The sequence below is a fragment of the Streptomyces olivaceoviridis genome (genome assembly GCF_014650115.1).
Lineage (GTDB): Bacteria > Actinomycetota > Actinomycetes > Streptomycetales > Streptomycetaceae > Streptomyces > Streptomyces olivaceoviridis.
The window spans coordinates 381,005-393,864 of the sequence record NZ_BMUI01000003.1; the positions used below are offsets into that span (position 1 = coordinate 381,005).

14 protein-coding genes are annotated in these 12,860 nt (G+C 71.1%); 8 read left to right on the forward strand and 6 right to left on the reverse strand.

All coding sequences use genetic code 11. The annotated features are described in order from the left end of the window. Window positions 1-58: 58 nt before the first annotated feature. Both IE273_RS08190 and IE273_RS08195 read left to right on the forward strand, forming a co-directional pair. The gene (locus IE273_RS08190) at window positions 59-742 is read left to right on the forward strand and encodes a GDSL-type esterase/lipase family protein (RefSeq protein ID WP_189814462.1); all 684 of its coding nucleotides are present in this window, start codon (window positions 59-61) and stop codon (window positions 740-742) included. A gap of 87 nt (window positions 743-829) precedes the next feature. After that, on the forward strand, window positions 830-1,414 hold the full coding sequence (locus tag IE273_RS08195) for a Uma2 family endonuclease (protein ID WP_189814463.1): 585 nt from the start codon (window positions 830-832) through the stop codon (window positions 1,412-1,414). Here IE273_RS08195 and IE273_RS08200 read toward each other — a convergent pair. Beyond that, window positions 1,411-2,427 carry a hypothetical protein gene (locus IE273_RS08200; protein WP_189814464.1) on the reverse strand — a complete coding sequence of 339 codons (1,017 nt, stop codon included), beginning with the start codon at window positions 2,425-2,427 and terminating at the stop codon, window positions 1,411-1,413. The two genes, IE273_RS08195 and IE273_RS08200, sit on opposite strands and share 4 nt — an antisense overlap. 159 nt (window positions 2,428-2,586) lie before the next feature. Here IE273_RS08200 and IE273_RS08205 point away from each other — a divergent pair, with 159 nt between their 5' ends. Next, on the forward strand, window positions 2,587-3,060 hold the full coding sequence (locus tag IE273_RS08205; protein WP_189814465.1) for a carboxymuconolactone decarboxylase family protein: 474 nt from the start codon (window positions 2,587-2,589) through the stop codon (window positions 3,058-3,060). 30 nt (window positions 3,061-3,090) lie between these two features. Beyond that, on the forward strand, window positions 3,091-4,083 hold the full coding sequence (locus IE273_RS08210) for an aldo/keto reductase (RefSeq protein ID WP_189814466.1): 993 nt from the start codon (window positions 3,091-3,093) through the stop codon (window positions 4,081-4,083). A 181-nt stretch (window positions 4,084-4,264) separates the two neighbouring features. On the opposite strand, the gene thpR is transcribed toward IE273_RS08210, so the two are convergent. Then, on the reverse strand, window positions 4,265-4,837 hold the full coding sequence (thpR, locus tag IE273_RS08215; protein WP_189814467.1) for an RNA 2',3'-cyclic phosphodiesterase: 573 nt from the start codon (window positions 4,835-4,837) through the stop codon (window positions 4,265-4,267). 41 nt (window positions 4,838-4,878) lie between these two features. Here thpR and IE273_RS08220 point away from each other — a divergent pair, with 41 nt between their 5' ends. Continuing rightward, window positions 4,879-5,424: a GNAT family N-acetyltransferase gene (locus IE273_RS08220; protein WP_189814468.1), complete on the forward strand. Its 546-nt coding sequence runs from the start codon at window positions 4,879-4,881 to the stop codon at window positions 5,422-5,424. 18 nt (window positions 5,425-5,442) lie between these two features. Here the strand turns inward: IE273_RS08220 and IE273_RS08225 are convergent, their stop codons facing one another. Together IE273_RS08225 and IE273_RS08230 are read right to left on the reverse strand one after the other, a co-directional pair. Then, window positions 5,443-6,714 carry an MFS transporter gene (locus IE273_RS08225; RefSeq protein WP_189814469.1) on the reverse strand — a complete coding sequence of 424 codons (1,272 nt, stop codon included), beginning with the start codon at window positions 6,712-6,714 and terminating at the stop codon, window positions 5,443-5,445. Between the two features lie 102 nt (window positions 6,715-6,816). Continuing rightward, window positions 6,817-7,254, reverse strand: coding sequence for a MarR family winged helix-turn-helix transcriptional regulator (locus IE273_RS08230; RefSeq protein WP_041665295.1), 438 nt, complete (start codon window positions 7,252-7,254; stop codon window positions 6,817-6,819). A 154-nt stretch (window positions 7,255-7,408) separates the two neighbouring features. Here IE273_RS08230 and IE273_RS08235 point away from each other — a divergent pair, with 154 nt between their 5' ends. Beyond that, window positions 7,409-7,591, forward strand: a complete 183-nt coding sequence (locus IE273_RS08235; protein ID WP_189814470.1) for a ribbon-helix-helix protein, CopG family — start codon at window positions 7,409-7,411, stop codon at window positions 7,589-7,591. Window positions 7,592-7,601: 10 nt separating this feature from the next. Here the strand turns inward: IE273_RS08235 and IE273_RS08240 are convergent, their stop codons facing one another. Next, on the reverse strand, window positions 7,602-9,053 hold the full coding sequence (locus tag IE273_RS08240) for an NCS2 family permease (protein ID WP_189814471.1): 1,452 nt from the start codon (window positions 9,051-9,053) through the stop codon (window positions 7,602-7,604). A 150-nt stretch (window positions 9,054-9,203) separates the two neighbouring features. Between IE273_RS08240 and IE273_RS08245 the strand changes: the two genes are divergently transcribed. Then, window positions 9,204-9,470 (forward strand): DUF2530 domain-containing protein, encoded by a 267-nt coding sequence (locus IE273_RS08245; protein WP_189814472.1) that lies wholly within the window; start codon window positions 9,204-9,206, stop codon window positions 9,468-9,470. 78 nt (window positions 9,471-9,548) lie between these two features. Beyond that, window positions 9,549-11,945: an HAD-IC family P-type ATPase gene (locus IE273_RS08250; protein WP_189814473.1), complete on the forward strand. Its 2,397-nt coding sequence runs from the start codon at window positions 9,549-9,551 to the stop codon at window positions 11,943-11,945. A gap of 16 nt (window positions 11,946-11,961) precedes the next feature. On the opposite strand, the gene IE273_RS08255 is transcribed toward IE273_RS08250, so the two are convergent. Continuing rightward, window positions 11,962-12,792, reverse strand: coding sequence for a hypothetical protein (locus IE273_RS08255; RefSeq protein WP_189814474.1), 831 nt, complete (start codon window positions 12,790-12,792; stop codon window positions 11,962-11,964). Between the last annotated feature and the right edge of the window lie 68 nt (window positions 12,793-12,860).

Consider the following 12,860-nt stretch of genomic DNA (forward strand, 5'->3'; position numbering starts at 1 on the left):
GTCCGCCTCACAGGCACCACCGGTCCCGGGGATCACGGAGATCGTCCATCATGACCGGATGCTTAGGTTCATGCCCGTGGGCGACTCCATGACGATCGGGAGCGCGGGCGAACACACATGGCGTTACCGGCTGTGGCAGCACCTGTGCGGGGCGTACCGCGGCCCGTTCACCTTCGTCGGGCCGCGCGAGACGCTGTACGACAAGCAGGCCGACGCCCCGACGTCCCTCGCCTACGCCGACCCCGGCTTCCCACGCGCCCACCTCGCGGGCTGGGGCGAGGGCTGGCTGCACATGGCCCCGCTGATCGGCGACGCGGTGCGCGCCCACCGCCCCGACGTCCTCCTGGTCTCCCTGGGCCTGATCGACCTCGGCTTCTACACGAACGCCGAGCAGACGGCGGAGAACGTACGGGCCTTCGTAGCGGGCGCCCGGGAGGCGGACCCGCGCATCCGGATGGTGCTGCTGCCGGTCATCCCGAACATCCGGGCGGCGGAGGACGCGTCCTTCGCCGACCAGGTCGACCGGTTCAACGTGCTGCTCGCCAAGGCGGTGGCCGACCTGGACGAGCCACGTTCGCGGCTCCTGCTGGCCTCGCCGCCGCAGGGGTACGACCTCCACACCGACACCTACGACGGCACGCATCCCAACGCGCGCGGGGAGCACCTGATAGCGGAGGCGTTCGCGGGGGCGATGCGGGAGGCGTGGGGGGTCGGACAGGTGTACGTGGCGGGAACAAGCTGACCGAATCCCGGCGTCTCCTCGTCGTGCTGCCTATCGTTGTACTGCGCGGCTGCACCTTTGCGTGGGCAGCCGGGGAGGAGCGCCACGATGACCGTCCTCGAAGACAGGATCGAGATGGCCGAGGAGAGCGACGAGCTGACTCTGGACGCCCTGTTCGAGTCGCTTGAGCGGACCACCCCCGAGGGATACAAGGTCGACATCGTCGGGGGGGCCATCTTCATGACGCCGCAGCGGGACACCCACTGGGAGATCATCGCCGATATCTACGAGCAGCTGCGCACCAAGTACCCGCGCAAGCGCGTCAAGTCGGACGTCCGCATCGACTACCCGGGCCATCTCAACGGATTCTGCTCCGACGTCACGCTCGTGGCCGAGGGCGCCGAGAAGACGCCCGGGGGTCTCTGGCGCTGTGCCGACGTCGAGTTCGTCGCAGAGGTCATCTCGAAGGGCACGGCACACAACGACTACGGCCCCAAGCGGACGGCCTACGCCACCGCCGAGGTCCCCGTCTACCTCATCGCCGACCCCTACCAGCGGCGGTGCCACATCCACACCGACCCCAAGGACGGCGACTACGCCGTGAGTACGCGGGTGGACTTCGGCACCGACATCGACCTGACCGGCACCGTGGTCGGCCTCGTCCTCAAAACCGACGACTTCCCCCGCGACTAGCCCCGCTCCCACACGTACAACGCCTCCCCCGAGTCGGCCGGCGTGACCCATCTGCCGTCGCCCAGGGTGGCCATGGGCGGCCGGATGCCGACCGGTACCGGGTAGCCGACCTCCACCGGCGTGCGCGTGCCCGCCCAGTCCCCGTAGGGAAGCGCCTCGTCGTTGTCCGGCTCGGCCTCGGGGTGCCGGGGGACGGCCGTCCCGGCGTCCCACTCCAGGCCCTCCGGCACCGAGCCGCCGGTGTCGCGGACCGCCGGCGCGTCCTGGTCGTGCGTCACCGTCATCAGCCGTTCCCCCGAGGGGCTCAGGCCCATCAGGGCCAGGTCGCCCTCGACGTACCGGACGGACAGTTCCGTCCCGTCCCAGCGGCCCCGGCGCAGCGGCGCCCCGTCCTGGCCCTCCCCGATGCTCAGCCCCATCTGCCCCGGGTCCGCCGGGTGCGGCAGGTGGAAACTGCCCGCCGCCGCGGCCCCGGCGCCGGCCCGCGCGAGCATCCGCCCGTCCCGCGCGTCCAGCAGCAGCCACTCGTCGACGACGTCCGCGCCCGACTCGCCCACGGCCAGCGGCCCGCGCACGAGCGCCCACACGTACGCCCCGTCCACGGAGAACCCGGCCGAGCCGCGCTCCGGGTGACGGTGGTCGGCGCGGTCGCCGTACTCCTCGTACGACGTGTGCGGTGCGCGGCAGGCGCCGTACCAGCAGCCGTGCCGCACCTCCCAGCGCGTCGCCCCCGACGGCTCCACCGCCCGGAGCGCGTGCACGCCCGCGAACACGGCCAGGCTCGCGTCCGGCGCCACCGCCCACGTCCCGCGCCGACGCGGCCAGGGCGCGGGCGGACGCACCCGGTCCCCCGGGGGCACGAAGGCGTCGTCCAGCGGCTGGACCCGGAGCGCGTCGTCGCCGCGCCGGGCCGGCAGGCGGTGGCCCGGCAGGCCGAGCGGTTCGGGGACGTCCGCCTCCGCGGACGGCAGCAGCGCGGGGACGACGGCACAGAGCCGGGCAGGGACGGACACGGGACGCTCCCGGGGTGATGTGGCCGCCGCACCCGTGGGGTGGCGCAGGTCACAGGCCCGCGGTTGTCACACCGGCGGGCCGGCCGGCATCTCGTGGTCGACAGGACACCGCGCCGCCGATGTGGCGCGGTACCGACCCCCTTCGATGAGGACCACGACATGGAACCCCGTCTGCACCTGATGACGAACGACCTCGGCGCCGAGCTCGGCAAGCGGTTCGCCGACGTCAGCCTCGGGATCACGCGGTCGACGCTGCCCCGGAGCACGCAGGAGCTGGTGATGCTGCGCGCCAGCCAGATCAACGGCTGCGGCTTCTGCGTCGACCTGCACACCAAGACGGCCGCGAGGGCCGGCGAGAGCGCGGTCCGGCTCCACCTGGTGGCCGCCTGGCGCCGCTCCACCGTGTTCACCGAGGCCGAGCGGGCCGCGCTGGCGCTCGCCGAGGAAGGCACCCGGATCGCCGACGCCCACCCGGGCGTGTCCGACGAGACGTGGGCCGAGGTGCGCGAACACTACGACGAGGAACAGAGCACCGCGCTGGTCTTCCTGGTCGCCATGATCAACGCGGCCAACCGGCTCGGCGTGATCGTGCACCACGAGGGCGGCTCCCTGCCCGCGACAGGCCTTGCATAGAGCGCACTCCAAGCCGTTGGCTGGTGGACCATGAAGTACACGCAGCTCGGACGCACGGGAGTCAAGGTCAGCCGGCTCGTCCTCGGGACGATGAACTTCGGTCCGCAGACCGACGAGGCCGACAGTCACGCGATCATGGACGCGGCGCTGGACGCGGGCATCAACTTCTTCGACACGGCCAATGTGTACGGCTGGGGCGAGAACAAGGGCCGGACCGAGTCCATCATCGGCGACTGGTTCGCCAAGGGCGGCGGCCGGCGCGACAAGACCGTCATCGCCACCAAGGTGTACGGCAACATGGCCGGCGACGGCGAGGCCTGGCCCAACCACGACAAGCTCTCCGCGCTGAACATCCGGCGCGCGGTGGACGCCAGCCTGAAGCGGCTGAAGACGGACCACATCGACCTCTACCAGTTCCACCACATCGACCGCAGCACCCCGTTCGAGGAGATCTGGCAGGCGATCGACGTCCTCGTCCAGCAGGGCAAGATCCTCTACGTCGGTTCCAGCAACTTCCCCGGCTACAAGATCGCCCAGGCCAACGAGACCGCCGCGCGCCGCGGCGGCACCATCGGCCTGGTCAGCGAGCAGTGCCTGTACAACCTCGCCGAGCGCCGCGCCGAGATGGAGGTCATCCCGGCCGCGCAGGACTACGGCCTCGGGGTCATCCCCTGGTCGCCGCTGCACGGCGGGCTGCTGGGCGGGGTCCTCAAGAAGGAGGTGCAGGGCGGTCGCCGCGCCTCCGGCCGGACCGTGGACACCCTGAAGGACCCGGCGGCCCGCGCGCAGGTCCAGGCCTACGAGGACCTGCTCGACAAGCACGGCCTGGAGCCCGGCGAGGTGGCCCTGGCCTGGCTGCTGACCCGCCCCGGCGTGACGGGCCCGATCGTCGGCCCGCGCACCGCCGACCAGCTCCAGTCGGCCCTCCGGGCGGTCGAGCTGGAGCTCGGCGAGGACCTGCTGGCCGGCCTGGACGAGATCTTCCCGGGCCCGGGCCCGTCGCCGGAGGCGTTCGCCTGGTAAACGCCGGGAAGGGTCAGCGCCCGAAGGGGCGGCGGGGCTGCATGCGACATGCGGCTCCGCCGCGTGGGCGCCTGAGACCGACCGCTACCTGACGGCCGACGCCAAGGCCACCACCACGAACATCAACACAAGCGCACCGGCCATGATCCGGTTCCGGGTTTTCGGGTCCACGTATTCGAGACTAACCGGCCCCGCCCAGCGCCCACCGTTCGACCACCTCGTACCGGGGCTGCTCCCCCGGCACCCCGGACGTCGGCAGCCGGCTGCGCACCAGCGACAGGTCGGCCACGGTCCAGGTCTCGCCGGCGAACTCCGCGAGGGCCGCCACATACGGCCGTACGTCCACCGCGTCCCGGCCGCGGGCCAGCGTCAGATGGGCGGTGTAGCGCCGGTGTTCCCCCATCGGCACCCCGGCCTTCCGTGCCGCCGCCTCCGCCCGGTCGGCCAGCAGCCGCAGCGCCTCCACGTCACCCCGGGCGCCGGTCCACAGCGCCCGGCCCCGGCCGAACCGGCCGCCGCCCGCGAGCGAGAGCGGGAAGGGGGCCGTACGGTGGGCCGCGCGGGCCAGGCGGTCCGACAGGGCGGGTACGACGTCGTCGGCGACCTCGCCGTAGAACGCGAGGGTGAAGTGCCAGCCGGGGCGTTCGGTCCAGCGCAGCCGGTCGGCGCCCGGCAGCCGCCTCAACCGGGCCACCTGCGCGGCGAGTTCCTCCACGGCGTCCCCGGGGGGCAGTACGGCGGCGAAGAGTCTCATGCACCTCACGATCCCAGACCCCGGCGGGCATGATGGGGCTCATGGCGATCACCATCCGCGAAGGCGGCCCCGACGACCTGCCCGCGGTACTGGGCATGCTCGACAGCAGTGTGGAGTGGCTCGTCTCACAGGGGCGGACCGGCCAGTGGGGCACCGAGCCGCTGTCGGGGCACGCCAGGACCGTCGAGGCGGTCGCGCGCGCCCTGGCCGAGGGCACCCCGTACATCGCCGAGGTGGACGGCGTACCGGCCGCCACGCTCACCCTCACCGACGGGCCCGGCGCCTACCTGTCCCACCTCCCGCTGCCCGGCGAGCCCGAGCGGTACATCCACTGGCTCGCCTCCGACCGCCGCTTCAAGGGGCGGGGCGTGGGCAGCGCGCTGCTCGCGCACGCCGCCGAGACGACCCGGCGGGCCGGCGTGGGCCTGCTCCGGGTGGACTGCTACGCGGGCGGCGACCGCGGGCTCGTCGCCTACTACGAGGCCAACGGCTTCACCCCGACGCACACCTACACCCACGGCCCGGACGACTGGCCGGGACAGGTGCTGGCCCGGAGGGTCGACCAGGACCCTCCGGGCGGACGCTGACGGGGGCGGCCGGGAGGCTCACGCCGCCGTAGCAAGCCGCTCCCGCTCGCGCGGCACGAACCGGACCCGCGGATGGCCGCGGTGCCAGCCCACCGACAGGCGCAGGCCGCCGATGCGGGCCAGGACCAGGCCGATCGCCCCGGCCGCGGCCGCCGACACCACACCGCCGGCCGCGAAGCCGATCCGGGCGCCGTAGGTGTCGGTGATCCAGCCGACCACCGGCGCGCCCAGCGGCGTGCCGCCCATGAAGACCATCATGAACAGGGCCATCACCCGGCCCCGCATGGCCGGGTCGGTGCCCATCTGCACGGCGGTGTTCGCGGTGACGTTCACCGTCAGGCCGAAGACCCCGATCGGGACCATGAGCAGCGCGAACAGCCAGTACGACGGCGCCACCGCGGCCACGGTCTCCAGCGTGCCGAAGGCCAGCGCGGCGGCGATCAGCACGCGCAGCCGGGCCGTGCCGCGCCGGGCGGCCAGCAGGGCGCCGACCAGGGAGCCGACGGCCATCAGGGTGTTGAAGAGGCTGTAGGCACCGGCTCCGGCGTCGAAGACGTGGTCCGCGTAGGCGGACAGCCACACCGGGAAGTTGAAGCCGAAGGTGCCGATGAAGCCGACCAGGACGATCGGCCAGATCAGCTCCGGCCGCTTCGCCACGTACCGCAGGCCCTCGCGGAGCTGGCCCTTGCCGCGCGGCGCGCGCTCGACCACGTGCAGCTCGCGGGCGCGCATCAGCAGCAGGCCGGCGATCGGCGCGGCGAAGGACAGGCCGTTGGCGAGGAACGCCCAGCCGGTGCCCACCCCGGTGATCATCAGGCCGGCGACGGCGGGGCCGACCAGCCGGGCGGACTGGAAGTTCGCCGAGTTCAGACTGACCGCGTTCTGAAGCTGCTCGGGGCCGACCATCTCGGAGACGAAGGACTGCCGGGCCGGGTTGTCGACCACCGTGGCGAGGCCGACGGCGAAGGCGGCGACGTAGACGTGCCAGACCTGGACGTGCCCGGAGAGGGTCAGGGCGGCGAGCACGAGACCGGTGAGGGCCATCGCGGTCTGGGTGACCAGCAGGGCGGGGCGCTTGGGCAGGCGGTCCACGAGGACGCCGCCGTAGAGACCGAACAGCAGCATCGGCAGGAACTGGAGGGCCGTCGTGATGCCGACGGCCGCGGAGGAGCCGGTGAGGCTGAGGACCAGCCAGTCCTGGGCGATGCGCTGCATCCAGGTGCCGGTGTTGGAGACGACCTGGCCGATGAAGAAGAGGCGGTAGTTCCGGATCTTCAGCGAGCTGAACATCGAGGACTTACGGGATACGACAGGGGTGGTAGGGGCCGGTGCGGGGGCGGAAGGTGTTCCGGATCCCGTACTCAAAAGGGTTCGCCTCCTCGGATGGCGCGCTTACAGGTGTGCGAGTTTCTCCAGCACGGGGGCGGCGGTGCGCAGGGCGGCCCACTCGTCCTCGTCCAGGCCCTCGACCAGGCCGGCCAGGAAGGCGTTGCGCTTGCGGCGGCTCTCTTCGAGCATTGCCTCGGCCTGCTCGGTCTGGGTGACGACCTTCTGGCGCCGGTCCTCGGGGTGCGGCTCCAGCCTGACCAGCCCCTTGGCTTCGAGCAGCGCGACGATGCGGGTCATCGACGGCGGCTGGACGTGCTCCTTGCGGGCCAGTTCGCCCGGGGTGGCGGAGCCGCAGCGGGCGAGGGTGCCGAGCACCGACATCTCGGTGGGGCTCAGCGACTCGTCGACCCGCTGGTGCTTGAGCCGACGGGACAACCGCATCACTGCGGAACGGAGTGCGTTCACGGCGGCTGCGTCGTCGCCATGGGTAAGGTCCGGCATGTTCTTTAGCGTAACTCATTACTCTCGCTAAAGAGCAGTCGGGTGTACCCAGAATGCCCGTGACGCCCGCCACTGAACCCTCCGATCACCCGTACGGGTGAGCCTGGTCCGGAAATGGACGCAACGGACGGCCGGCTGTGGCGACCCTCTGGACATGGGGACCAGCGTGCTCAGCCTGCGGATAGACGGGGAGCTGCTCGAACGGCTCCGGCATCACGCGGCGAGAAGAGGAATGAGCGTCCAGGACTATGTCGTCCTGACGCTCATTCGGGATGACTTCGACGAGCGGTTCCAGACCGCCGTCGAGGAGACGGAGAAGTTCTACGGCGTCACCTGACGCCCGCCGGTCAGGTCAGACCCAGGGCCGGCATCAGGTAGTAGAAGGCGAAGACCGCCGAGACGACGTACATCGCCGCCGGGATCTCCCGGGCCCGCCCGGCGACCAGGCGCAGCACCGTGAAGGTGATGAAGCCCATGCCGATGCCGTTCGTGATCGAGTAGGTGAACGGCATCATCAGCATCGTCACGAACGCCGGGATCGCGATGGTGTAGTCCGCCCAGTCGATCTCCTTGACGGAGTTCGACAGGATCAGGAAGCCGACCGCGACCAGCGCCGGGGTGGCCGCCTGGGACGGGACCATCGTGGCGATCGGGGTGAGGAACAGCGCGACGGCGAACAGGCCGCCCGTGACGACGTTCGCGAAGCCGGTACGGGCGCCCTCGCCGACGCCGGCCGTGGACTCCACGAAGGCGGTGGTGGCCGAGGAGGAGCTGGCACCGCCCGCCGCGACCGCGAGCCCGTCCACGAGGAGGACCTTGTTGATGCCCGGCATGTAGCCCTCGGCGTCCGTCAGCTTGGCCTCGTCGCTGATGCCCATGATCGTGCCCATCGCGTCGAAGAAGCACGACAGCAGGACCGTGAAGACGAAGAGGATGCCGGTCAGCACGCCGACCTTGGAGAAGCCGCCGAACAGGCTGATCTGGCCGACCAGGCCGAAGTCGGGGGTGTCGACCGGGTTGCCCGGCCACTTAGGGACCGTCAGGCCCCAGGACGGGATCGTGGCGACCGCGTTGATGATCACCGCGAGGACGGTCATGCCGACGATGGAGATGAGGATCGCGCCCGGCACCTTGCGGACGATCAGCGCGAAGGTGAGCAGCGCGCCCAGGATGAAGATCAGGACCGGCCAGCCGGTGAGGTGGCCGCCGGTGCCGAGCTGGACCGGGACGGTGGTCTGGGCGGCGTCCGGGATACGGGTGACGAAACCGGAGTCGACCAGGCCGATCAGCATGATGAACAGGCCGATACCGATGGAGATCGCCTTGCGCAGGCCGAACGGCACGGCGTTCATCACGCGCTCGCGCAGACCGGTGGCGACCAGCAGCATGACCACGAAACCGGCGAGGACGACCATGCCCATGGCGTCCGGCCAGGACATGCGCGGCGCGAGTTGGAGGGCGACGACCGAGTTCACGCCGAGGCCGGCGGCGAGCGCGATCGGCACGTTGCCGATGACGCCCATCAGCAGCGTGGAGAACGCGGCCGTCAGCGCGGTCGCCGTCACCAGCTGGCCGTTGTCCAGGTGGTGCCCGTACATGTCCTTCGCGCTGCTGAGGATGATCGGGTTCAGCACGATGATGTACGCCATCGCGAAGAAGGTGGCGAAACCGCCACGGACCTCACGGGCGAGGCTGCTGCCGCGCTCGGAGATCTTGAAGTAGCGGTCGAGGGCGCCGTAGGCGGGCGCGCCACCCGGCTTCTCGGGGGTGGGGACCTTGGCGGGTGCCGAGGTGGACATGCGGGACCTCATCACCAGCGGGGTCCCCCCGAGCCCCGTTGGAGTTTCCTACGATTAGAAACGGTCAAAGACAAACGGTTTCAGTATGAACATATGAGTAGCAGATCGCCATCTCCGCGCGTAGACCCTGGCGGCGCTTAAGCTGTGCGCATGGCTAAGTGGACCCCCAAGCACGAGGCGCCGGAGCCCCTGGAGGGGCCCGTGGTCGCCACGATCACCGGCGGCACCCTCGTGTGGTTCGTCCTCTTCCTGGTCCAGCTCCCCTTCTACGGCTGGTTCGAGGACCACGGGCACCTGTGGTGGCTGTGGACGTGCCTGGCCGGGGGCGGGCTGGGACTGATCGGAGTCTGGTACGTGCGCAAGCGGGACGCGGCGATCAAGCGGTCGGCGGCTGTGCGGGCGACGCCGGCCGAGTAGCCCGGCCGGCCACCGGGGGCTCCGCCCCCGGGCCCGTTTGGTGGGCGGGCGGGCGAAATCACACGTAACGTCGACTGCATGAGCCATATAGACGCGGGCGCCGAACTCGACCCCGTGCATCCCGTGGCCCTGCCGGGGCGCCCCGCGACCGGGCTGACCGCTGCCGAGGTCGCGGACCGCGTCGGCCGGGGCCTCGTCAACGACATACCGGTGCGCGGCAGCCGGTCGCTCGGGGAGATCGTCCGGGCCAACGTCTTCACCCGGTTCAACGCGATCATCGGCGTCCTGTGGCTGATCACGCTGTTCGTGGCGCCGATCCAGGACAGCCTCTTCGGCTTCGTGATCCTCGCCAACACCGGCATCGGCATCGTCCAGGAGTGGCGGGCCAAACAGACCCTGGACTCGCTCGCGGTGATCGGGGAGGCCCGGCCGACGGTACGGCGGGACGGGGTCGCGACCGAGGTGGCCACCCATGAGATCGTCCTGGACGACCTCATCGAGATCGGTCCGGGCGACAAGATCGTGGTCGACGGGGTGTGCGCGGAGGCGGACGGGCTGGAGATCGACGAATCGCTGCTCACCGGCGAGGCCGACCCCGTCGTCAAACGTCCCGGCGAGCCGGTGCTGTCCGGGAGCTTCGTGGTCGCGGGCGGCGGCGCCTTCACCGCAACCAAGGTCGGCCGCGAGGCCTACGCCGCCCAGCTCGCCGAGGAGGCGTCCCGGTTCACGCTCGTCCACTCCGAGCTGCGCACCGGCATCTCCACGATCCTGAAGTACGTCACCTGGATGATGGTCCCGGCGGCCGTCGGACTCGTCATCACCCAGCTCGTCGTCAAGAACGACGACCTGAAGGACTCCGTCGCCCGCACGATCGGCGGGATCGTGCCGATGGTCCCCGAGGGACTGGTGCTGCTCACCTCCGTGGCCTTCGCGATCGGCGTCATCCGGCTCGGCCGCAAGCAGTGCCTCGTGCAGGAGCTGCCGGCCATCGAGGGTCTGGCCCGTGTCGACACCGTCTGCCTGGACAAGACCGGCACGCTCACCGAGGGCGGCATGGACGTCACCGAGCTGCGGACGCTGGACGGCGCGGACGAGACGTACCTGCGCAAGGTGCTCGGCGCGCTCGGCGAGTCCGACCCCCGCCCCAACGCCTCCCTCCAGGCCATCATCGACGCCTACCCGGACAGCGACGACTGGCGCTGCGTCGAGTCGCTGCCCTTCTCCTCCGCCCGCAAGTACAGCGGGGCCGCGTTCAGCGAGGGCGACGGCGAGACCAGCACCTGGCTGCTGGGCGCCCCGGACGTGCTCCTCGGCGCCGACGACCCGGCGCTGGCCGAGACCGAGCGCCTGAACGAGCAGGGCCTGCGCGTGCTGCTGCTGGCCCGCGCGCACCGCGACCTGGACGACGCCGAGCCGGCCCGGGGCGCCCGCCCCACCGCCCTGGTCGTCCTGGAACAGCGGCTGCGGCCCGACGCCTCCGACACCCTGCGCTACTTCACCGAGCAGGACGTCCGCGCCAAGGTCATCTCCGGTGACAACGCGGTCTCGGTCGGGGCGGTCGCCGCGAAGCTGGGCCTGGAGGGCACGGCGGTGGACGCGCGGCGGCTGCCCGCCGAGCGGCCGGAGATGGCGAAGGCCCTGGACGCGGGCACCGTCTTCGGGCGGGTGACCCCGCAGCAGAAGCGGGACATGGTGGGCGCGCTCCAGTCGCGCGGGCACACGGTCGCGATGACCGGGGACGGCGTGAACGACGTGCTGGCCCTGAAGGACGCGGACATCGGGGTCGCCATGGGCTCCGGTTCGGAGGCCACGCGGGCGGTGGCCCAGATCGTGCTGCTGGACAACAGCTTCGCGACCCTGCCCTCGGTGGTCGCCGAGGGCCGCCGGGTGATCGGCAACATCACGCGCGTGGCGACGCTGTTCCTGGTGAAGACGGTCTACTCGGTGCTGCTGGCGGTGCTGGTGGTGTGCTGGCAGGTGGAGTACCCGTTCCTGCCCCGGCACCTGACCCTGCTGTCCACGCTCACCATCGGCGTCCCGGCCTTCTTCCTGGCCCTCGCCCCGAACAAGGAGCGGGCGAGACCGCACTTCGTGCGCCGGGTGATGCGGTACGCGGTCCCCGGCGGGGTGCTGGCCGGGGTCGCGACCTTCGCCACGTACCTGCTGGCGCGGCACCACTACACCGGCCCCGGCGCCCTGGGCGCGGAGACGAGCGCGGCCACCCTGACCCTGTTCCTGATCTCCATGTGGGTCCTGGCGATCATCGCCCGCCCCTACACCTGGTGGCGGGTGGCCCTGGTGGCCGCGATGGCCGTGGCCTTCCTGTTCGTCCTCGCGATCCCGGCGCTCCAGGACTTCTTCGCGCTGAAGCTGGTCGGCATGGAGCTGCCGTGGACGGCGGTCGGCGTGGCCGCGGTGGCGGCGGCCGCCCTGGAGTACCTGTGGAGGTGGGTCGGCCGCCGCTTCCCGGACTGAGTCCGGTCGGGTGCCGCTACTGCACGTCGACGTAGTCGGACGCGGCGTTGACCGCCGGGGTGGTCGAGGTGCCCGCGAAGCTGTAGCGCCAGTAGCCGTCGTAGTTCGCGGTGGTGGTGGTCTTCAGGTTGCCGGACGAGTCCGTGGTGACCGTCTTGACGGTGGTCCAGGTGGACGTGCCCGCCTTGAGGAACTGGAGCTTGACCGGCTGGCTGGTGTAGCCGTGGTACAGGTGGTCGTCCCAGTTCGCCCGGGTCAGCTTGCCCGTCACCGTGAGGGTCTTGCCCTTGGCGACCGGCTCGGGGCCCGCGTTGGCCGTGAGCTTGGAGTAGCGCTGCACCAGGGTGCTGCCGAGGCCGCTCTTGTCCTTGTAGCCGACCTTGCTCAGGTCGGGGTTGTTCTGGTCCTGGCCGTTGAAGGCGACGGCCTCGGCGGCCACGCCCCAGGAACCGGCCCAGGCGCTCTTCAGGTCCCCGTCGGCCGGGTAGATGTCGACGGTGCCCTTGCAGGTGGCCGTCGTCGTCGTGACGGGCGTGCAGGTCGCCGGGTTGTCGCCGTACAGCTCGGCGGTCGAGGTGTCGTACGAGCCCTTGTAGAGGAAGGCGTCGGAGTAGAAGTCCTTCGCCCCGATGTTCACGTCCGAACCGTGCGTCAGCGTGTACGAGTAGGTGGCACTGACCTCGTTGGTGGTGCCCACCTTGATCGCCTTGGCGATGGTGACGTTCGAGAAGCTGACGTTCAGCGTGTACGGCGTGCCGGAGTCACCGGTGGCGTGTGCGGCCGGGACGGCGAAGGCGGAGAGGGCCAGGGCGCCGGAGACGGCGGCCACGGTGGCACGTATGCGCATGTGCGTTCCCCTGGAGGGAGAAGTGATCGTGGAGTCGGTCGACTCACGCGATCAGATCGGCGAAGCAG

Excerpts from the sequence above, each read along its gene's own strand:
- thpR (WP_189814467.1), bottom strand. The coding sequence starts at position 4,837 with ATGAGACTCTTCGCCGCCGTACTGCCCCCCGGGGACGCCGTGGAGGAA.
- IE273_RS08255 (WP_189814474.1), bottom strand. The coding sequence starts at position 12,792 with ATGCGCATACGTGCCACCGTGGCCGCCGTCTCCGGCGCCCTGGCCCTC.
- IE273_RS08225 (WP_189814469.1), bottom strand. The coding sequence starts at position 6,714 with ATGTTCAGCTCGCTGAAGATCCGGAACTACCGCCTCTTCTTCATCGGC.
- IE273_RS08240 (WP_189814471.1), bottom strand. The coding sequence starts at position 9,053 with ATGTCCACCTCGGCACCCGCCAAGGTCCCCACCCCCGAGAAGCCGGGT.
- IE273_RS08195 (WP_189814463.1), top strand. The coding sequence starts at position 830 with ATGACCGTCCTCGAAGACAGGATCGAGATGGCCGAGGAGAGCGACGAG.
- IE273_RS08250 (WP_189814473.1), top strand. The coding sequence starts at position 9,549 with ATGAGCCATATAGACGCGGGCGCCGAACTCGACCCCGTGCATCCCGTG.
- IE273_RS08210 (WP_189814466.1), top strand. The coding sequence starts at position 3,091 with ATGAAGTACACGCAGCTCGGACGCACGGGAGTCAAGGTCAGCCGGCTC.
- IE273_RS08205 (WP_189814465.1), top strand. The coding sequence starts at position 2,587 with ATGGAACCCCGTCTGCACCTGATGACGAACGACCTCGGCGCCGAGCTC.
- IE273_RS08190 (WP_189814462.1), top strand. The coding sequence starts at position 59 with ATGCTTAGGTTCATGCCCGTGGGCGACTCCATGACGATCGGGAGCGCG.
- IE273_RS08235 (WP_189814470.1), top strand. The coding sequence starts at position 7,409 with ATGGGGACCAGCGTGCTCAGCCTGCGGATAGACGGGGAGCTGCTCGAA.
- IE273_RS08230 (WP_041665295.1), bottom strand. The coding sequence starts at position 7,254 with ATGCCGGACCTTACCCATGGCGACGACGCAGCCGCCGTGAACGCACTC.
- IE273_RS08220 (WP_189814468.1), top strand. The coding sequence starts at position 4,879 with ATGGCGATCACCATCCGCGAAGGCGGCCCCGACGACCTGCCCGCGGTA.
- IE273_RS08245 (WP_189814472.1), top strand. The coding sequence starts at position 9,204 with ATGGCTAAGTGGACCCCCAAGCACGAGGCGCCGGAGCCCCTGGAGGGG.